Origin of the sequence: Candidatus Pseudoscillospira sp. SGI.172, from assembly GCF_050313575.1 — a bacterium.
Classification (GTDB): domain Bacteria; phylum Bacillota; class Clostridia; order Oscillospirales; family Oscillospiraceae; genus Vermiculatibacterium.
The window spans coordinates 139,694-159,596 of the sequence record NZ_JBNPLQ010000002.1; the positions used below are offsets into that span (position 1 = coordinate 139,694).

At 63.7% G+C, this 19,903-nt stretch carries 15 protein-coding genes; 10 read left to right on the forward strand and 5 right to left on the reverse strand.

All coding sequences use genetic code 11. The features are described 5' to 3' along the window. Positions 1–55: 55 nt before the first annotated feature. Positions 56–1,390 (forward strand): glucose-6-phosphate isomerase, encoded by a 1,335-nt coding sequence (locus tag ACQRD3_RS01905; protein WP_427779479.1) that lies wholly within the window; start codon positions 56–58, stop codon positions 1,388–1,390. A 158-nt stretch (positions 1,391–1,548) separates the two neighbouring features. Next, on the forward strand, positions 1,549–1,962 hold the full coding sequence (locus ACQRD3_RS01910) for a hypothetical protein (RefSeq protein WP_427779481.1): 414 nt from the start codon (positions 1,549–1,551) through the stop codon (positions 1,960–1,962). Positions 1,963–2,022: 60 nt separating this feature from the next. Here ACQRD3_RS01910 and lepB read toward each other — a convergent pair whose 3' ends face one another. The 4 genes from lepB to ACQRD3_RS01930 form a co-directional block, all read right to left on the reverse strand. Next, the gene (lepB, locus tag ACQRD3_RS01915; protein WP_427779483.1) at positions 2,023–2,607 is read right to left on the reverse strand and encodes a signal peptidase I; all 585 of its coding nucleotides are present in this window, start codon (positions 2,605–2,607) and stop codon (positions 2,023–2,025) included. Between the two features lie 118 nt (positions 2,608–2,725). After that, on the reverse strand, positions 2,726–4,957 hold the full coding sequence (locus tag ACQRD3_RS01920; RefSeq protein WP_427779485.1) for an ATP-binding protein: 2,232 nt from the start codon (positions 4,955–4,957) through the stop codon (positions 2,726–2,728). Continuing rightward, entirely contained in the window at positions 4,954–6,036 is a 1,083-nt protein-coding gene (locus tag ACQRD3_RS01925; RefSeq protein ID WP_427779487.1) for a metallophosphoesterase family protein, read from the reverse strand. The genes ACQRD3_RS01920 and ACQRD3_RS01925 overlap by 4 nt, the downstream gene beginning before the upstream one ends. 45 nt (positions 6,037–6,081) lie before the next feature. After that, on the reverse strand, positions 6,082–6,861 hold the full coding sequence (locus tag ACQRD3_RS01930) for a TIGR00282 family metallophosphoesterase (RefSeq protein WP_427779489.1): 780 nt from the start codon (positions 6,859–6,861) through the stop codon (positions 6,082–6,084). Positions 6,862–7,004: 143 nt separating this feature from the next. On the opposite strand from ACQRD3_RS01930, the gene ACQRD3_RS01935 reads away from it, so the two are divergent. Both ACQRD3_RS01935 and htpG read left to right on the forward strand, forming a co-directional pair. Beyond that, on the forward strand, positions 7,005–8,675 hold the full coding sequence (locus tag ACQRD3_RS01935) for a hypothetical protein (protein WP_427779491.1): 1,671 nt from the start codon (positions 7,005–7,007) through the stop codon (positions 8,673–8,675). A 137-nt stretch (positions 8,676–8,812) separates the two neighbouring features. Beyond that, positions 8,813–10,726: a molecular chaperone HtpG gene (gene htpG / locus ACQRD3_RS01940; RefSeq protein WP_080907246.1), complete on the forward strand. Its 1,914-nt coding sequence runs from the start codon at positions 8,813–8,815 to the stop codon at positions 10,724–10,726. Between the two features lie 188 nt (positions 10,727–10,914). Here htpG and ACQRD3_RS01945 read toward each other — a convergent pair whose 3' ends face one another. Further along, complete coding sequence (locus tag ACQRD3_RS01945) at positions 10,915–12,288, reverse strand: D-alanyl-D-alanine carboxypeptidase family protein (protein WP_080907247.1); 1,374 nt, start codon at positions 12,286–12,288, stop codon at positions 10,915–10,917. A gap of 90 nt (positions 12,289–12,378) precedes the next feature. On the opposite strand from ACQRD3_RS01945, the gene ACQRD3_RS01950 reads away from it, so the two are divergent. The 6 genes from ACQRD3_RS01950 to ACQRD3_RS01975 all read left to right on the forward strand — a co-directional run bounded on the left by ACQRD3_RS01950 (position 12,379) and on the right by ACQRD3_RS01975 (position 19,878). Continuing rightward, on the forward strand, positions 12,379–12,762 hold the full coding sequence (locus ACQRD3_RS01950; protein ID WP_080907480.1) for a ComEA family DNA-binding protein: 384 nt from the start codon (positions 12,379–12,381) through the stop codon (positions 12,760–12,762). Next, complete coding sequence (locus ACQRD3_RS01955; RefSeq protein ID WP_080907248.1) at positions 12,759–13,445, forward strand: response regulator transcription factor; 687 nt, start codon at positions 12,759–12,761, stop codon at positions 13,443–13,445. Before ACQRD3_RS01950 ends, ACQRD3_RS01955 begins: the two co-directional genes overlap by 4 nt. Positions 13,446–13,494: 49 nt before the next feature. Beyond that, positions 13,495–14,931 (forward strand): sensor histidine kinase, encoded by a 1,437-nt coding sequence (locus ACQRD3_RS01960; RefSeq protein ID WP_080907249.1) that lies wholly within the window; start codon positions 13,495–13,497, stop codon positions 14,929–14,931. Next, a complete protein-coding gene (locus ACQRD3_RS01965; RefSeq protein ID WP_427779495.1) occupies positions 14,928–15,851 on the forward strand; it encodes a GerMN domain-containing protein in 924 nt (307 codons plus the stop codon). The genes ACQRD3_RS01960 and ACQRD3_RS01965 overlap by 4 nt, the downstream gene beginning before the upstream one ends. Positions 15,852–15,988: 137 nt before the next feature. Next, positions 15,989–17,272, forward strand: a complete 1,284-nt coding sequence (locus tag ACQRD3_RS01970) for an O-acetylhomoserine aminocarboxypropyltransferase/cysteine synthase family protein (protein WP_427779497.1) — start codon at positions 15,989–15,991, stop codon at positions 17,270–17,272. Between the two features lie 104 nt (positions 17,273–17,376). Next, on the forward strand, positions 17,377–19,878 hold the full coding sequence (locus ACQRD3_RS01975; RefSeq protein ID WP_427779499.1) for an alpha/beta fold hydrolase: 2,502 nt from the start codon (positions 17,377–17,379) through the stop codon (positions 19,876–19,878). The last annotated feature ends 25 nt before the right edge of the window (positions 19,879–19,903 follow it).

A 19,903-nucleotide genomic window follows, 5' to 3' on the forward strand; every position in this document is an offset into this window, starting at 1 on the left:
TTGCGTGGTGTATACTAAAGCCACCAAGGACAAGCTGTTATAGGAGGCCATTGCTATGCTCAATCTTGATCTTTCCAATATTTCTTCCTTCCTTCCCGGCGGCTGGCGCACCGGTCAGGAGCCCGGGCTGAAAAAGGCCCATGACTTCGTGCTGAACGCCACCGGCGCCGGGGGAGAGTACACCGGCTGGGTCCGGCTGCCTGCCGACTATGACAAGGAGGAGTTTGCCCGGATCCAGAAGGCGGCGGAGAAGATCCGTTCCGACTCCAAGGCCCTGGTGGTCATCGGGATCGGCGGCTCCTACCTGGGAGCCAGGGCAGTCATTGAGACGCTGACCTCCAACAATTACAATCTCACCCGCAAGGACGGCCCCGCCATTTATTTCGCGGGCAACAGCCTCTCTGCCGACGCCATGAACGAGATCATCGATCTGGTAAAGGACGTGGACTTCTCCGTCAACGTCATCTCCAAGTCGGGAACCACCACCGAACCCGCCGTGGCCTTCCGCATTTTCAAGGCCCTTCTGGAGGAGAAGTACGGCAAGGAAGGGGCCAAGGGCCGCATCTACGCCACTACCGACGCCAAGCGGGGCGCTCTCAAGGGTCTGGCGGACAAGGAGGGCTACGAGGAGTTCGTGGTGCCCGACGCCGTGGGCGGGCGCTACTCCGTCCTCACCGCCGTGGGCCTTCTGCCCATCGCCGCCGCCGGCATCGACATCGACGCCCTCATGGGCGGCGCCCGGGAGGAGATGGAGCTGCTGGCCAAGCCGGGCATGGACAACCCCGCCTGGCAGTACGCCGCCGCCCGCCACGCCCTCTACCAGTCCGGGAAGAAGATCGAGATCCTGGCCGGGTATGAGCCCGCCTTCCGGTTCTTCGGGGAGTGGTGGAAGCAGCTCTTTGGCGAGAGCGAGGGCAAGCAGGGCAAGGGCCTCTTCCCCGCCAGCGTGGAGTTCACCGCCGACCTCCACTCCATGGGCCAGTATATCCAGCAGGGGGAGCGGCTCATGGTGGAGACCGTGGTCCGTTTTGACTGCGCCCACACCAAGCGCACGATCCCCGACGATCCGGAAAATGTGGACGGACTCAACTTCCTCTCCGGCCGCTCTCTGGCCTTTGTGGCCGAGCAGGCCATGCGGGGCACCATCCTGGCCCATGTGGACGGCGGTGTGCCCAACATTCTGCTCGCCGTCCCGGCCCGGGACGCCAGGAGCCTGGGCGCGCTTATCTACTTTTTCGAATTTACCTGCGGCCTGTCCGGCTATCTGCTGGAGGTCAATCCCTTCGACCAGCCCGGCGTGGAGGCCTACAAGAACAACATGTACGCCCTTCTGGGCAAGCCCGGCTACGAGAGCCAGAAGGCGGCGCTGGAAAAGCGGCTGGACAGCTGAGTTTCCCCATGGGGAAGAATTGTAAGAAAATGGACAAACCATGAAAAAGGTTTTTAGTGAACTGGCACAAAACGGTTGCAATTCTCTCGGAAAAATGGTACCATAATGCCACAGACCGGAGAACTTCTTCCGGGGGACAAATGTAAGGAGTGATTATTATGGTGAGAGTGATCATGGGGGTCAAGGGTACCGGCAAGACCAAGCAGATGATCGAGCTCATTAATTCCGCTGTACAGAGCGAGAATGGAAATGTGGTCTGCATTGAGCGCGGTCCCAAGCTGACTTACGATATCCATTATAAGATCCGTCTGGTGGAAGCCAGCCAGTACGATATGGATAACTTTGATATGCTCAAGGGTTTCATCAACGGCCTTCACGCCGGGAACTACGACATCACCCATGTGTTTATCGACAGCCTGACCAAGATCGTGGGCGTACCTGCCGAGGATGTGTCCGTGGAGCATTTCCTGGACTGGCTCAACACGTTCGGTGAGAAGAACAACATCAAGTTCACTGTCACCATCAGCGCAGATGCCTCCCTCGCCTCCGAAGGCGTGAAGAAGTACTTCTAAAAACCGGAAAAGGAAAGCCCGGCAGCGAAAGCTGCCGGGCCTTTTTGCGTTTCAAGGCGGTCAACCGACCGGACCGAAGTTCCGGAAGGGGAGCACCACGCACAGAGCGCGGCCCAGAACATACCGTTTGTCCACTGTGCCGAGCCGCTGGTCCCGGCTGTCCGAGGAGTGGTTCCGATTGTCTCCCATCACATAGATAGAACCTTCCGGCACCGTTACGTCCAGCACGGTCATATAGGGATTCAGCGTGTCCACCATAAGTTCGTTGATGTACGGCTCATCCAGAACCTGACCGTCTACGGAGACGGTCCCGGCACCGTAGTCCACCGTCACATGCTGGCCTTCCACGGCAATGACCCGTTTCACAATGGGTTCTGTCATGAAGGAGGGCTTGCGGAGCACCACCACATCCCCCTGCTTCGGCGTATAGCCGATACTCTGGAGAAGGAGCAGATCGCTTTGGTGAAGAGTGGGGACCATGGAGGAGCCCACCACCCCAATGACACGGCCCACCAGTGTGAATACCAGAATGAGGGACACCAGAGCCATGACCAGGGCCTGCATCCAGAAATAGAGATCCAGCTTAACGGAACCCTTTTCCTCGGCGGGCTGGCCCTCTGGGGAAATTACGTTTTCATCTGCCACAGGATCAGCTCCAAATTTTCAGAATGGGAAGTGCCCTGCCGTGAAAAGCGCGGCGCAGGGCGCTCAACAGACCTTATTATAGCCTGATAGAGTGGAAAAAGCAACCGGTTCTGAAAACTCAGACAGATATGACTGCCGCCTCCCCAAGGACCCCAAGCCGGGCCGCTTCCCGGCCGTGGCAGGAGAAGAGAAGGATCTGGCGGGTCTTGGCCGCAGACAGGAGGCAGTCCAGGGCCAGGTTGGCCCGATCGTCGTCAAAGGCGTCCAGAGCGTCGTCCAGCAGGATGGGGCAGGGTTCCTCCTGAGGGAGGGCCAGATCGCACATGGCCAGCCGCACCGCCAGATAGAGCTGCTGGGCGGTGCCGCCGGAGAGGACCAGGTCCTGCCGGGGGGCCGGAGCTCCGGCCTCCTGGGCCAGTGCCTGGAACTGGCGGGTAAGCGCGGCCCTGTCGTACCTTCCGCCGGTGAGGGCGGCCAGATATTCTCCCGCCCGCCGGTTGACAGCGGGGGAGAAGCGTTCCCGCAAAAGGCTGTCAGCCTGGCGCAGGCTGTCCAATGCGGCGGTGAGCGCGTCAAACTCCCCCCGACGGCGGGTCAGTTCCTCGGTGAGCGCATCTCTGCGGGCGCTCAGTTCAGACGGGTCACCCACGGAGCTCAGCTCCCCCCGCAGCCGGGCGGCATCGTCGCTGACCCGGTTCAGTTCTCCTGTGACGGCGGAGAGGCGTGCGGCGAGAGCGGCGGCGTCCTCATCGGGGAGGGACGCGGGGACACTGGATGGGGTCTCCACGGCGGGGAGAGCGGCCAAAAGCTGCTCTGCCGCCGCCAGGCGGGCCTCGGCCAGGCGGCAGCGCTCCCCCTGCTGAAGCGCCCGGGAGAGGGCGGCGGAGACCCCGAAGAGGTCGGTCACCTCGGGAGCAAAGGCGTGAACCAGATGGAGCAGACGGCCGGTGAGTTCCAGCTTCTGAGCGGCCAGCCGGTCCCGCTCTTCCTCGGCGGCCTGCGCCTGACGCTGAGCCTCCTGGGCGGCGGAGACCTTCTCACCGTAATCGGCGGCACGGGACAGGATGCCTTCGGCGTCTTCGGCCTGATAACGCTCCAGGATTTTCTGGGCCCGTTTGCGGCGGCGGGAGCGGAGGAGAGACATAGGAAGAGCCACAAGGCCCCAGCCCAGAAAGGCCCCCAGCAGCAGAAGGAGGAGAGAGGAGACGGAGACGGGCGCGCCCTTCAGGTTCCGCCCCAGGACCATGCCCAGCACGGCACCGACGGGGGCGCCGAGCAAAGCAAGGGCGGTGGGACGATGTTTCATCAGCCGCTCTGCCTCGTCGTGATCCGCCTGCGCTTTGGCGGCGGCCTGAGCGGGGTCCTGACCGCTGAAGAAGGGGTCGGCCGCGGCGGCGGATCGGGCTTCCTCAGCGGCCTGCCGGGCGATTGGGATGGCCCTGTCCGCCTGACGGATGGAGGAGGTCAGGGTGTTGGCGTAGCTCAGGTCCCCCTGGGCCCGGCGGAGCGCGTCGGCGGCCGGGAGCCCCTCCGCCGTGCGGCGGGCCTCCTCCCAGGCGGTCCGGGCGCGGTCGGCGTCGTCCTGAGCCTGACGGCGGCGCTGAGCCTGCTCAGCCCGATGGGCGTCGCCCAACGTTTGGAGCTGTCCCTCCAGGCGGGCTTTTTGGATTTCCAGGGCTTCCTTTTCCTGCTGCGCGGCCTGGGCACGGCGGAGAAGGCCCGCCTGCCGGGCCTGGGTGTCGGCCACCTCCTCCAGCTCGGCTTCCAGTCTGGGGATCAGACCATTGCGGCTGTTGGAGCGGCGGCGGTTGAGCCAGTCCTTCAGGCGGCGCTCCACCTGGGAGAAGGAGACCTCCTCCTCCCCGGAGGTGGCCAGTGCGGCGATCCGTTTTTCCAGATCGCCGCTGGGAGAAAGGGCGGCGTTTCCCTGCCCCACAAAGGCGGTGCGCTCAAAGACCTCCCGGGAGACCCCCAGCAGAGCCTCTCCGCAGTTCTCCGCAGTCAGAAAGCCCACCGGCTCTCGGGTGGCGGTCCACACCGCGGAGAAGGCCCCCCAGGGGACGGAGCCTTTTGGCCCCCGGTAGAGGGTCAGCTCCCGCCCCTGCCAGGTGAGGTCGACGCTGCCCTCCATGGGGGCGCCCGACCAGGGCTGCCAGCGGTTTTTTTCCGCGATGTATCCGGCCTTGTCCCGGTCCCGGGGGGGAAAGCCGTAGAACATGGCCCGCAGGAAGGCGCACCAGGTGGATTTGCCCCCCTCGTTGGGGGCCTCGATGAGGGTGAGCCCCGGGCCCGGGATCAGTTCGGCGTGATCCAGACGGCCGAAGGTGGCGGTGAGTTTGTTCAGCTTCATGGCGTGTCCTCCCCGTTTTCCAGCGCGGCCAGACCAAAGCGGACGGCCTGTTCCAAAACAGACCGCTCCCCGTCGTCTCCCGCGGCGTCGATGCGCCGGCGCATGTCCCGGAGAAAGAGCCCGGTCAGGCTGTCCTCCCGCTCCCGTGCCCACAGATCCCGGGGAACGCGGGTGCGGTCCCGGAGGGTGACCGACCACCGGAGGGGGGCGGCAGTCCGGGTGAGGGCGGCCAGGTCGGGGGCGTCGCTCTCGCCGGTGAGGATTAGGCGGCAGATGTCCTCCCGGGAGCCGGGGGCCAGGGAATCGGCCACCGCCTGCACAGGGGCCTTCCCGGTGAGGTCGCAGGTCAGGACCTCATAGCGCCGGGCGCACAGGGGGAGAAACTCCGCTGTGACGGCGGGGCCGTCCACCGTGACCCAGAGGGCCCCCTTGTCTCCCGGTTCGTCAAAGCCCCGGCCCTCGGGACAGCCGGGGTAGGCCCAGTAGGTGTCTCCCGCCCTTTGAAGGCCGGAGCAGGCGTGGATGTGGCCCAGGGCCAGATAGGTGAGGCCGCTGGCGGCGATCTCCTCCCGGGAGATGGAGGCGTAACGGCCCGTTCCCTCCACATCGGCGTGGAGGACCATGATCCCGGGCTTGCCCGTGTCCGGGGCGCGGAAGCCCGCCAGGGGGGAGTCGTCCCGGGCCGGGCCGGTAAAGGCACAGCCGTAGACGGTGCAGCCGGGGAGCTCCACGGAACGGACGGCCCCCTCCCGGAAGATACGCACATTTTCCGGCCAGATGGGGGCGGAATAGAGGGAGGATGCCTGATAGAAGTCGTGGTTGCCCGGGGCGATGAGCACCGGCGCGGGGATCCGGCCCAGGGCGGCGGCCAGCGCCTGGGCGGTCTCCCGGTAGGTCTGCCGGTCATCCAGCAGATCGCCGGAGAGAAGGACCAGGTCGGCCCCCCGCTCGCTGGCTGTGTCGGCCAGCTTCTCCAGCAGAAGCCGCTGCTCGGCCCGCCGCTGGCGGGCCTGATCCGCCGTCAGCGCCGCGAAGGGGGCGTCCAGATGGAGGTCGGCGGCGTGAAGGATGTGAAGCATGGAAAACTCCTTTCCAGAGAGAAAGTGAAGGGAAAACGGGCTGGCTTACTCCCGGATGTCCAGACGTTCCGCCGAGACGCATTTCCGGGTGGAGGTGTCGATGGTGAAGAGCACGCTCTCCAGTTTGCAGGGGCCCTCCGCCTGTTCAAACCGGGCGGGGAGGCCGCCCAGAAAGCGGTTGATGGCCTGCTGGGGCTTGATGCCCAGCACCGACTGGGCCGGACCGGTCATCCCCAGGTCGGTGACAAAGCCGGTCCCCTTGGGAAGGATCTGCACGTCGGCGGTGGGGACGTGGGTGTGGGTGCCCCACACCGCCTGGACCCGCCCGTCCAGATACCAGCCCATGGCCCCCTTCTCGCTGGTGGCCTCGGCATGGAGATCCACCACGGTGAGGTCGGCGTCCATCTCCTTCAGGGCGGCCGAGGCCACGGTGAAGGGATTTTCAAAGTTGGAGTCCATCTCGCACCGGCCGATGAGGTTCATCACCCCGATCCGCAGGCCCCTGGGGCCGTCAAAGACCCCCCAGCCCCGGCCGGGGACCCGGCTGGTGTAGTTGGCGGGGCGGAGGATGTAGGGGTTGTCCTCCAGAAAGTCGGCGATCTGGATCCGGTTCCAGGTGTGGTTGCCCAGGGTGATGACGTCGGCCCCGGCGTTGAAAATATCCTTGGCCTGCCGGGGGGTGATGCCCACGCCGGAGGCGTTTTCTCCGTTGACGACGGTGAAATCCACGGCATGGAGCTTTTTCAGGCTCCGCAGGTGCCGGTCCAAAAATGAGAGGCCCTGGTCGCCCACCACGTCGCCCACGGCCAGAAGATGAAACAGCATAGCTTGTCCTCCATTCTCAATGGTTTCATTATAAGAGATTTTGTCCCAAAGCGCAATCGTTACCGCTCGTCACCAAAGTGTCATTTTCCCGTAAGGACAGGACCGTTCCAATCTGCTAATATCATGGTAAAGGAGTGAAAAGCATGAAAAAATGTCTGTCGGTCCTGGTCTGCGCGCTGGTCCTGCTGGCAGGATGCCGGAGCGCCCCGGGGGACGGTCCAGCACCCTCTTCCGCCCCTGCGGAGACCCCGGAGGCGGCGAGAGCCCTGACCCGGGATGAGGTGGAGCGGGTCAACAAGGCCTTTGCTTCCATGGAAGACGGGGGATCCGGGACCCGCGCCACTCCGGTGAGCGGCTTTTTTACCAGCCGGTATGAGGCACCGGAGGATTTGGACTTTGCGGAATTTTTGCGCTATTTTCCTGATGACGGGACCCTGAGCGCCGAAAACCGGGCGGAGTCCGACGCGCTGGCCGCCCTGCCCGGCTATCCCTGGGGAGATTCGGTGGGCGACATGCCCATCCACCGCATTCCGCGCGCCTCGGTGGACGAGGCCCTCTCCCGCTACGCCGGCATCACCGCGGCGGAGCTGGCCGACACCTCCGGCGTGCCCTATCTGGAGGAATACGACGCCTGGTACACCTTCACCAGCGACTTCGGCCCAGGCACCTTCCACTGCGTGGGGGGCGAGGCGGAGGGAGACACGGCCCGCCTGTGGGCCGCGCCCGGAGAGGACGGCAGCCGGGCGGAGCTGACGCTCCGAAAAGAGGGAGAGAACTGGTTCATCCGCTCCTTTCTGGACAGTGGACCGGACCCGGGGCGGACGCTGAAGGGGTTCCTCTCGGAATGGAAGGCCGAGGAGATTGGATCTGTTTCCTGGGGAGGACCCAACGAAGACCCTGCCGCGGAGGTGCTGGCCCCCATGGTGCGCGCTTCAATGGAGCGCACTGTGGACCACAATGCGCTTACTTTGAACGGCTCGGACACCGATGTGGTGTGGAGTCTGGATGTTTATCTGGGGGACAAGGACGCGGGGGGCTGGTCCGGGGAGGACGCGGTGCACCTGTGGGCGGGTCTGGAGGAGAACCTGGTGGAGATCTTTGCCGGAGAAAACCTCCCCAGAGGGCGGCTCTTTGTGGAAGATGAGGCCCTCTATCAGTTCCTCCGTACCCAGAACGACAGACCCGATCACATTGACCGGGCGGCCTATGCGTCATACAGGGACACGGTGGACGCCTACTTCGACGCCCGGCGGACAGAGGCCTGGGACGGGGGTTTTTCCTCCTGGGAGCTGACGGATTTTTTCCCGGTGGCCGAGAATGAGGGCCGGAACGCACAGATCTATGCGATGGCGGCGGCCTACCGCGCCGATCCCCCGGAGAAAGCCGCCCGAATGCTGGCGGGCGGGATGTATGTGGACAGCACCCTCCGGGCCCACGGCCTGGACTGGCGCCCGGTTTATCTGCTGGCGGTGGACGGAAGGGCGGTTCATGTCACCGGCGACGGTCGGGCCGAGGATGTCGACCTGACCGATGACGGCGAGGCGGAGATCGTGGCCTATCTTCCGGGGAATGTCAGGGGCGTGGTGATCTATGACCTGTCCGGCGGAAAGCTGACAGGGCTGGACGTCAATCAGACGCTGGGCTGCCGAGGCTCCGACTATGCGGGGAACATCGGCAACATCCGGGGGGAATATTCCAACTGTATAGAGGCCTTTTTTGGAGAAGACGGGGCGGGCGTCTCCAAGATCTATCGCTATACCGCCGCCCGCACACTGGAATATGTCTGCGGCCTGGACGAGGCCCTGCGGAGGTAAGATGCGGAAATTGTAAATTTTCTTTGAACCCCCTTGAAAATTATGACACGAAGGACTATCATAGCGTTAGCACTCTTGGGAAAAGAGTGCTAACGCTATGTTTTTACAAAATAGCTTTGATATAGGAGGAGTCACCCATGGCAAAGAAACAGTTTAAGGCGGAGTCGAAGCGGCTGCTGGATCTGATGATCAACTCCATCTACACCCACAAGGAGATCTTTCTCCGGGAGCTGATCTCCAACGCCAGCGACGCGGTGGACAAGCTGGCCTACAAGGCCCTCACCGACGACAAGGTGGGGCTGAACCGGTCGGAGTTCCGCATCCTTCTGACCGCCGACAAGGAAAACCGCACCCTCACCGTCTCCGACAACGGCATCGGCATGACCAAGGAGGAGCTGGAGCAGAATCTGGGCACCATCGCCCGCAGCGGCTCCTTCCAGTTCAAGCAGGAGATGGACAAGGCCGAAGCGGGCAAGGACGTGGACATCATCGGCCAGTTCGGCGTGGGCTTCTATTCGGCCTTCATGGTGGCCGACACCGTCACGGTCCGCAGCCGGGCCTACGGCGCCGAAGAGGCCTGGGAGTGGAAGTCCGACGGGGCGGACGGGTACACCGTGGAGCCCTGCGACAAGGCCGGCGTGGGCAGCGAGGTCATCCTCCACATCAAGGCGGACACCGAGGAGGAGGACTACGGTCAGTATCTGGAGCAGTACCGCATCGAGGGCCTGGTGAAGAAATATTCCGACTATGTCCACACCCCCATCCGCATGGAGGTCACCAAGTCCCGCCAGAAGGAGAAGCCCGCCGACGCACCCGAGGATTATAAGCCCGAGTACGAGAGCTACACCGAGATGGAGACCCTCAACTCCATGGTGCCCCTGTGGCAGCGGCCCAAGAGCGAGGTGACCCGGGAGGAGTACAACCAGTTCTACAAGGAGAAGTTCGGCGACTGGGAGGATCCCCTGGCGGTGATCCACATCGCGGCCGAGGGTCAGATCGAGTACAAGGCCCTGCTGTTCATCCCCGCCCACGCCCCCTTCGATTATTACAGCAAGGACTATGAGAAGGGCCTGCAGCTCTATTCCTCCGGCGTGCTCATCATGGACAAGTGCGCCGACGTGGTCCCCGATCACTTCAGCTTTGTCAAGGGCATCGTGGACTCCCCCGACCTGCCCCTGAACATCTCCCGTGAGACCCTTCAGCACACCCGGGCCCTCCATATCATGGAGAGCAGCGTGGAGAAGAAGGTCAAGGCCGAGCTGCTCAAGCTCCAGAAGGAGGACAAGGAGAAATACCTCACCTTCTGGAAGGGCTTCTCCCGCCAGCTCAAGTACGGCACAGTGAATCAGTACGGCGCCCACAAGGACGTGCTCCAGGACCTGCTGCTCTTCCCCTCCTCCGCTGGGGATGAGCTGACCACCCTGGCCCAGTACAAGGAGCGGATGAAGGAGGACCAGGCGTCCATCTTCTATTTGTGCGCCGAGAGCCTGGATATGGCCAGGAAGCTGCCCCAGGCCGAGCGGGTGCTGGACAAGGGCTACGAGATCCTCTACTTCATCGACGAGGTGGACGAGTTTGTGGCCCAGACCCTGGTCAAATATGGGGAGAAGCCCTTCAAGGACGCCGGGGCGGCCGACGCCCTCCCCGAGAGCGACGAGGAGAAGGAGGCCAACGAGAAGAAGGCCGAGGCCAACAAGCCGGTGCTGGACTTTGTGAAAGAAGTTTTGGGCGACAAGGTCTCCGCCGTGCGGATCTCCAAGGTGCTCAAGTCCGCCCCTGTATGCATGACCGCCGAGGGCGGCGTGTCTCTGGAGATGGAGAAGTACTTCAGCCGCATGGAGGCCGGCGGCGGGGCCATCAAGGCCGAGCGGGTGCTGGAACTCAACGCCGACAGCGCCGTCTACGGCGCGCTGGCCCAGGCTGTGGCCCAGGAGCCGGAGAAGGCCAAAAAGTACGCCGAGCTCCTCTATGACCAGGCCCTCATCATCGCGGGACTGCCCGTGGAGGACACCGCCCGCTACACCGAGCTGGTCTGCTCCCTGATGAACTGACCCATTTTCTCTTAAAAGAGAAAGTGGGCAAAGAGAACTTTCATTCCATGTGGTTCTTTCGAATTGGGAGATGGAATACCGGGTAATCGGTTCAGAACGATGGAACCACGATCGAGATTTCGGTACAGAAAAGGCTTGCCGCCCGCAGAGCGCGGGCGGCAAGCCTTTTTTCTTCAGGGCGGGGGCGCTTATCGTCTGCGGCCCCGGTAATTGGAGCGGTAGACCCGGGGGGCTCTGCCGCCCCGGCGATTGCGGCGGGAGGGCCCCAGAAACAGGCGGCGCAGGAAGAAGATCAGAATGAGCAGTACCAGGACCAGCAGGAGGAGTTTCACCCACAGATGACTGAAAAAGCGCTGGATCTGGTCTATCACAAAGAGAAACTGGGAACGCTCCAGAGAAGAAGTGGCCACCAGCTCTATGGTGCCGTACTCTTTGCCCTCGTAGGAGAGGGTGATGGTGCCCAGAGGCTGCCCCTTTTCGATGGGGGCGTCCAGACGCTCGGGCAGGTCGATCTGCCGCTGGAAGGAGGCGGGGTCCAGATCGTTGGGGAGAGAGGCCTCCAGACTGCTGGCGGGCTGCACCGTCACATAGTCCTGATCTGCGCAAAGCTTGACGGGAATGGTGCCGATAGGGTCGATCCCGCTGAGTATGGTCTTGCGGGAAAAGTGGTTAAAGCCGTATTCCAGCAGGTTTTTGCTCTCTCGGAAATAGTTGTTTTCCACTGCGTTTCCTGCGGAGTCCTTCCAGTTGACGCCGCCCAGGATCACCCCGATCATCGTGCGGCCGTTCTTTTCCGCGGCGGATGCCAGACAATAGCCTGCCTCCGGAGTGGAGCCGGTTTTGATGCCGATGGCATACTGATAGAGGAAGCCCCGGACCCTGAAGTTGGACACCAGAGCGTTGGTGTCGTGGAGGACCCGTTCCGCATGGAGGTTGGTGGCGGGAACAGTGTAGCTCACCGAGGAGACGATCTGGCGGAAGTCGGGGTGCTTCATGGCCTCCAGACACATCCGGGACACGTCCCGGGCGGTGGTGTAGTGGTCGTCGTCGTGGTAGCCGTGGGGATTCACAAAGTGCGTGCCCGTCATGCCCAATTCGGCGGCGCGCTGATTCATCAGGTCCACAAAGGCAGGGATGCTTCCGGCAACCAGAGAGGCCAGGGCGTTACAGGCCTCATTGGCCGAGGGGATGAGGGCGCAGTTCAGCAGGTCCCGGACGGTGAGGACCTCCCCCGGCTTCAGATCCTGGGTGGAGCCGCCCTCCCCGATGCCGGTGTAGAGGTCATCTCCCAGGGTGACCTGGGTGTCCAGGGACAGCTCGCCCCGGTCTATCGCCTCCGCAGTCAGAAGGCCGGTCATCACCTTGGTGATGCTGGCGGGGAAGCGGCGCTCGTCGGCGTTCTGTTCGTAGAGGACCTCGTCGTGGTCGGCGTCCAGCAGCAGGGCGGAGGCGGCGTTGACGGTAAAGCTGTCGCTTTCCTCTGTGGCGAGGGCCGGGGTCAAAAGGGTGGTCAGCAGGCTCAGCAGCAGAAAAAAAGCGGGGATAGAACGGTATTTTTTCATAGGAAACTCCTGTCCGGTGTGTTATACTGATAACATATGATATTATAGCAGAGGAGACCGAGGGGCGCAATGGGGGAGCAGGGGAAGAAAATGAAACTTTCCGGGCCGGAGCATGCTGTCATCCTGCTGGCCGCCGTCTTTCTGGCCTTCACCGCCGGATGGTTTCTGCGGGGGGAGCGGGCGGCGGAGCCGCTGCGGGTGGAGACGCAGCGGAAACTGGAGGTCACGGTCACCGCGCTGCCCGCGCCCACAGCCGTACCTGAGCGGGGGCTGGTGAACATCAATACCGCCGACGCTGAGACGCTGCAGACGCTGCCCGGGATCGGAGAAAAGCGGGCGGCGGACATCGTGGCGGATCGGGCGGCCAACGGCCCTTACCGCTATCCGGAGGATCTCACCCGGGTGAGCGGGATCGGAGAGGAGACGCTGGCCGGGCTGCTCGGCCAGATTACAACGGGGGAGGAGAACGGATGAAGATCCTGGTGGTGGACGACGAAAAGGTGCTGGTCAAGGGCATCAAATTCAACCTGGAGAGCGAGGGCTATCAGGTGGAGGTGGGCTACGACGGGCAGGCCGCCGTGGACCTGGCCCGGGGCGGAGCCTTTGACCTCATCATTCTGGATCTGATGATGCCCCGCATCGACGGACTCCAGGCCTGCATGCGGATCCGGGAGTTTTCCAACGTGCCCATCATTATCCTCACAGCCAAGGGAGAGGACGCCGACAAGCTGATGGGCTTTGAGTGCGGGGCGGACGATTACATCACCAAGCCCTTCAATATCCTGGAGCTGAAGGCCCGCATCAGGGCCCTGCTGCGCAGGGCGGGCATGGCTCATCAGCAGGGGGGCGGGGGGCGGCTGTCCATGGGGCACATCGCCCTTGACGCCGACGAGCGTTCGGCCTGGAAAGACGGAAAGCCGGTGGAGCTCACCGCCAAGGAATTCGACCTCATGGAGCTGCTCATGCGCAACCCCGGCCGGGTGTACAGCCGGGAGAACCTGCTCAATGTGGTGTGGGGGTATGAATATGCCGGAGATTACCGCACGGTGGACGTCCACGTCCGGCGCCTCCGGGAGAAGCTGGAACTGGACCCGGCCAACCCGGAGTACATTCTCACCAAGTGGGGCGTGGGCTATTATCTGAAGAGCGGCGGCTGAGGCGGTATCCAGGTGCGGCTCCTTGGGGAGTGGGAAGAAGGTGACGGCCATGGAGACGGAAGAATCGAAAAAGGTCCCGCTGTGGCGGTCGCTCCAGACCAAGTATGCCCTGACCTATATCGTGGTCATCGCCGCCGTGCTGATCCTGCTCAACACATATCCGGTGATGGCCTCCCAGCAGCTGGTGTTTCAGTCCAAGCAGACCTCGCTGCAAAGCCAGGCCACTGTGATCGCCTCCGCCCTGGCCGGGCCGGACGGGCTGAGCCGGGACGGAGTGATCCGGGTCATGGAGGTGCTGGGAGACACGGGCCTGAGCCGGGTTTTGGTCACCGACCCCGCCGGAGTGGTGCTCTATGACAGCTCTGCCGCCTCCGGGGCGGTGGGGCGGTATGCTCTGCTGCGGGAGGTGACTTCCGCTCTGCGGGGGAACGACGCGTTTCGCTCTGACTATGCGGGAGGGGCCTTTCACAGCCGGGCTGCCACGCCGGTGGTCTATCGGGGCATGACGGCGGGCGCGGTATATGTGGATGAGTATGATGCCGAGCAGGGAAAGCTGTTGGTGGGGATCCAAAAGACGCTGCGCACCATCTCGCTGGTCATTGCCCTGGTGGCGCTGGTGCTCTCAGCCGTATTCTCCAGGGCACTGGCCCGGCGGATCGCCGAGCTGCTGCGGGCCGTCCGGATCGTCCGGGCCGGAGAATACAGCCACCGCGTCCAGATGGGGGGCGGGGATGAGCTCAGTCAGCTGGCCGGGGAGTTCAATGCCCTCACCGGACGGCTCCAGACCACGGAGGAAGTCCGCAGGCGCTTTGTCTCCGACGCCTCTCATGAACTCAAAACCCCCCTGGCCTCCATTCGCCTGCTCACCGACTCTATTTTGCAGACCGACAACATCGATCCGGATACGGTCCGGGAGTTTGTAGGGGACATTGGAGAAGAGGCCGAGCGGCTTCAGCGCATCACGGAGAAGCTGCTCACGCTCACCCGGCTGGACGCGGCGGTCACCGTGGCCACGGTGGCCGTGGACATGGAAGAGGTGATCCGCCGGGTGGCCCATATGCTGGAACCCCTGGCCCAGGCGGTGGAGGTGTCTATCGCGTTGGAGCTGGAAAAGGGACTGACCATCCGCTGCACCCGGGACGACCTCTATCAGATCGTGTTCAACCTGGTGGAAAACGGCGTGAAATACAATCTGCCGGGGGGAACTGTCCGGGTGGCGACCCGCACCGAGATGGACCGTGCGGTGCTCGTGGTGGAGGACACCGGCGTGGGGATCCCCCAAGAGGACATCACCAAGGTGTTCGACCGGTTTTACCGGGTGGACAAGGCCCGCTCCCGGGCGGCCGGGGGGACCGGCCTGGGGCTGTCCATCGTGCAGGATACGGCCCGGCGATACGGGGGCACGGTGCGGGCCCAGCGCCGGGAGACGGAGGGCACCCGCTTTCTGGTCACCTTTCCCCTGTACCGGGAGGGGGAGAGAGGATGAGAAGAAACGGACGGAGGGAGCGGACCCTGGCGGCGCTGATCCTGGCGGCGGCGCTGGTGTGTGCCGGCTGTGGAGAGAAACAGGCTTCCGGCGCACCGCCAGAGGGACAGTACAGCGTCTATTTCATCACCAATCAGAACAGTCCGGGCAGCGGAGCACTGGCGTACGAATTTCGTGCGCTGCCCCCCGGCAGAGGCGCGGTGGACGGGCTGCTGCGCCTGCTGCTGGCCGGACCCGAGAGCAACGGGCTCACCTCTCCTTTCCCACGGGGGACCGCTTTGCGCAGCTGGCGGGTGGACGGGGATCAGGCGGTGGTGGATCTGTCTGAGGCATATGGGGGCCTGTCCGGGGTGGATCTCTCCCTTGCCGACGGGTGTATCGCGCTGACCCTGTGCCAGCTGGAGGGGATCCATTCCGTTTACCTGACGGTGGAAGGCCGGCCCAGACCCTTCCGGGACAAGGTCCTCCATGCCTCCGATCTGCTTTTGGAGAACAGCCGGGAGGGGCCGTCGGAGCAGGAGGTCACCCTGTGGTTCCCCAGCGAAGCGGGGCTGACCCGGGAGACCCGGGTCCTGCGTCTGTCCATGGGGGATGACCCTGCTGTGGCCGCGCTCCAGGCTCTCTTGGGGGGGCCGGAGACCCCGGGGCTGGGGAAGGCGTGCCCGGAGGGGACCAAGCTCCTCTCGCTGGACCGGGATGGGACTGAATTCAGGGTCGATCTGAGCGGACAGTGGCTGGAGGGAAAAGAGGATCCGGCGTATCTCTGCGCCGTGGTGGACACGCTCTCCGAGTTGGAGCCCGGGGCAGCGGTGATGTTTCTGGTGGAGGGCGAGCCTCTGGAGCGCTTTGGGGGCGTTGATCTGACGCAGCCCATGCGTGCGCGGCCGCCGGAATCGGAAAGTGAGGCCCCCCAGGATTGAGACCGGCGCAGCGGCGGAGCCTGCGCCGGTCTCCGTGCGCTCAGGGCTTTTTTCTCGGCTTGAGGAGATTTTTCTTGACAATCCCACCGCCGCCGTCTACAATAAACCAAATTTCCCGGAAGAAAGGATGACCGCCCATGTCAGACTATAAGATGAATACCGACTGCATCCACGCCGGCTATATGCCCGCCAATGGAGAGCCCCGCAATATTCCCATCGTCCAGTCCACCACCTTCCGCTATGCCACCGGCGAGGCGATGGGCGCTCTTTTCGATCTGGAAGCCGAGGGCTATTTCTATACCCGTCTGGCGAATCCGACCTGCGATGCCGTGGCTGCCAAAATCGCCGCACTGGAGGGCGGCACCGCGGCCATGCTCACTTCCTCCGGTCAGGCGGCCAACTTCTTCGCCGTGTTTAACATTGCCGCCCAGGGGGACCATGTGGTGGCCTCTACCGCCATCTACGGCGGGACCTTCAACCTCTTTTCGGTCACCATGCGCCGCATGGGGGTCGAGTTCACCTTCGTGGACCCCGACTGCTCCGAGGAGGAGCTGGCGGCCGCCTTCCGGTCGAACACCAAGGCGGTGTTCGGCGAGACCATTGCCAACCCCGCCCTCACCGTGCTGGACATTGAGAAGTTTGCCCGGGCGGCCCACGCCCACGGGGTGCCCCTTATCGTGGACAACACCTTCCCCACTCCGGTGAATTGCCGCCCCTTCCAGTGGGGCGCGGACATTGTGACCCACTCCACCACCAAGTACATGGACGGCCACGCCAACGCCGTGGGCGGCGCCATTGTGGATTCCGGCCGCTTTGACTGGAAAGCCCACGCCGACAAGTTCCCCGGCCTCACCACGCCCGACGAGAGTTATCACGGGGTCAACTACACCGAGCGGTTCGGGCTGGCGGGGGCCTTCATCACCAAGGCGACCGCCCAGCTCATGCGGGACTTCGGCTCCTCTCCCGCCCCCATGAACGCCTATCTGCTGAACGTGGGACTGGAGACGCTGCCTCTGCGGATGGAGCGCCACTGCGCCAACGCCCGGAAAGCGGCGGAATTCCTGACCGCCCATCCCAAGGTGGCCTGGGTGAAGTATCCGGGCCTGCCTGGGGACGCCCACTACGCTCTGGCGCAGAAGTATATGCCCTCGGGTACCTGCGGCGTAGTTTCCTTCGGGGTGAAGGGCGGCCGTGAGGCGGCATCCAAATTTATGGCGGGGCTGCGTCTGGCCTCCATCGCCACCCATGTGGCCGACGCCAAGACCTGTGTGCTCCATCCCGCCTCCACGACCCACCGCCAGATGAGCGACGCAGAGCTGGCCGCCGCCGGAGTCGCCCCCGACCTGGTGCGTCTGAGCGTGGGCATTGAGGATGCGGAGGATATCCTCCGGGATCTGGAGGGCGCGTTGGCGGCGGTGTAAGAATATCGGAGAGAGTAGAATCCTGTAAGAATAATTTGTAGTTCAGGCCGGGGAGTGGTAAACTGGAAAGTACCCCCAAGGGAAAACATGAAGAGGAAAGGTGAATGCTCATGAACTGGAAGAGGCCGCTTTCTCTGACGCTGTCCGCTGCACTGAGCCTGTCCCTGGCAGCCCCCGCGCTGGCTGCCGACGAGGCCGGGCCTTGGTATGCCGGGGCCCAGGCCTATGTGACGGAAAAGGGGCTGATGGCCGGCACCGACGCCGGGTTTGCCCCCGATGCCGCCGTTACCCGTGCCATGGTGTTCCAGACCCTCTACAATATGGAGGGCAAGCCCGCACCCCAAAATTCTGCCGTACTGACCGGCGGGGGCTGGGCGGTGGACGCCGCCAGCGCCTACTTTACCGACACCACCGGAACCTGGTACTCCAACGCCGCCAACTGGGCGGTGGATGCCGGACTGGCCCAGGTGCCCGGGGAGAAGCTGTTCTACGGGGATCGGGAGGTGACCCGGCAAGAGACGGTCACCATCCTATACCGTTATGCCCAGCTTAAAAATCTGGATACCTCGGTGGGGGAGGACACCAACATCCTCTCTTACCATGATGCCGCCGCACTCCAGGAGTGGTCCATCCCCGCCTTCCAGTGGGCCTGCGGAGCCGGACTGGTTTCCGGAAAATATCAGGGGCTTCTGGCCCCTGAGGAGGGAGCCCTCCGCGCAGAGCTGGCCACCCTGCTCATGAAGTTTGACGCACTCTGCCCCGCCTATACCGAGCAGGCCGTCGTTTATCCCAGCGGTGAGCGCACCGTCCACGCCGTGGTGACCCTCCCCGCCGGGGAGGGGCCCTTCCCCGCAGTGGTCATCAACCATGGCCATGGCGGCAGCAAGGACGAGAACGTGGGCTTCATCGGCATCGCCCGCGCGCTGGCCAGGGCCGGATTCGCCTCCATCCGCATGGATTTCCCCGGCTGCGGCGAGTCTGACGCCTCCTTCCGGGAGAACACCATGACCAACATGATCGCCGACTCCAACGCCGGACTGGCCTATCTGCTGGCCAATTACCAGATCGACGCGGACCGTCTGGGCATTCTGGGCTACTCCATGGGCGGCCGGATCGCCAGCGAGATCGTGGGCGCCAAGGACAATCCCTATCAGGCCGCCGTGCTGCTCTCCGCCGCCGACGTATCCGTCGGGGAGATGGCCGCCAATCTCTTCGGCAGCGTGGAGACCTACAACACCCTGAAGGCCACCGCCCAGAAGGACGGCTACGCCGCCTTCACCACCATCTACGGCCAGACCCAGGAGCTTTCCAAAGCCTGGTTCGCGGACATGGAAGGCGGTAAGCCCCTGGAGTCCCTGGCCAAGTTTACCGGCCCCGTGCTGGTGCTCCACGGCGACAAGGACACCATGATCACCGACGAGATGAACAAAGCCATCCTGAAGGCATATCCCGCCGCCCAGGAGATCATCGTGCCTGACGCCGACCACGGCTACGGCTTCTATTCCGACCAGCCCGACGTCACCGCCGCGGTGGAGGGGAGCATCTGCCGTTTCTTCGGCCGCAGCCTCTCCGACAGCCTGGCCGTCTCCGCCAAGGTGACTGAGATCGAGAAGTACGGCCACGCCGTGCTGGACGAGACCATCGCTGACTTCAACGCCAAAGGTTTTGAACTGGGCGACATCGTAACCGTCACCGCCGGAGATTACTCCGCCGACATGCCCTATCTGGATGGATATTATGTCGACTCCGGCGAACCGATGCTCCGGGCCTATCCCGGCAAGGAGTATCTGGCGGTGTGCATCAACTACGGCAAGTTCAACGTGGCGGCCAATGCGGCCGCGGGCAGCCCTGTGACCGTCACCCTGAAGGAGAAGGGCGGAGCGGCCGCCCTCCAGGCCACCTACTCCCTGAAGTACACCAACGACCGGGCCGATTACGCCAGCGACGAGATCTTCGCCAACTTCCGCGCCGTGAAGGCCGGGGACATCGCCGAGGGGAAACTCTATCGCTCCGCCTCCCCGATCAGCAACGAGATCGGCCGGGCCGCCGCCGCCGACAAGCTCATTGAGTCCGCCGGGGTCAAGACCGTGCTGAATCTGGCCGACACCGATGAGGAGATCGCGGAATTCATCGCCGCCGAGGACTTTGCCAGCCCCTATTACAAGAGCCTGGTGGACGCCAAGAGCGTCGTCGCCCTGGGCATGCCCGTGAACTACGCCTCCGACGAGTTCGCCGCCGGCATTGTCAAGGGTCTGACCTTCCTGTCCCAGCACGAGGGCCCCTATCTGGTCCACTGTACCGAGGGCAAGGACCGGGCCGGGTTCACCTCCGCCCTGCTGGAAGCCCTGATGGGAGCTTCCCTGGATGAGATCGTGGCCGATTACATGGCCAGCTACTCCAACTATTACGGCATCACTGCCGCCGACAGCAAGTACGGCCTCATTGCCCAGGGCAACGTGATGGAGATGCTCCGGACCGTGGCCGGGCTGGACAAGGGGGCCGACCTGTCCAAGACGGATCTGGCCAAGGCCGCCGAGACCTATCTCACCGCCCACGGCATGAAGGCCGAGGATGTGGCCGCGCTGAAGGCCAACCTGAAGGGCTGATCCCGACCCACCATACAAACAGAAG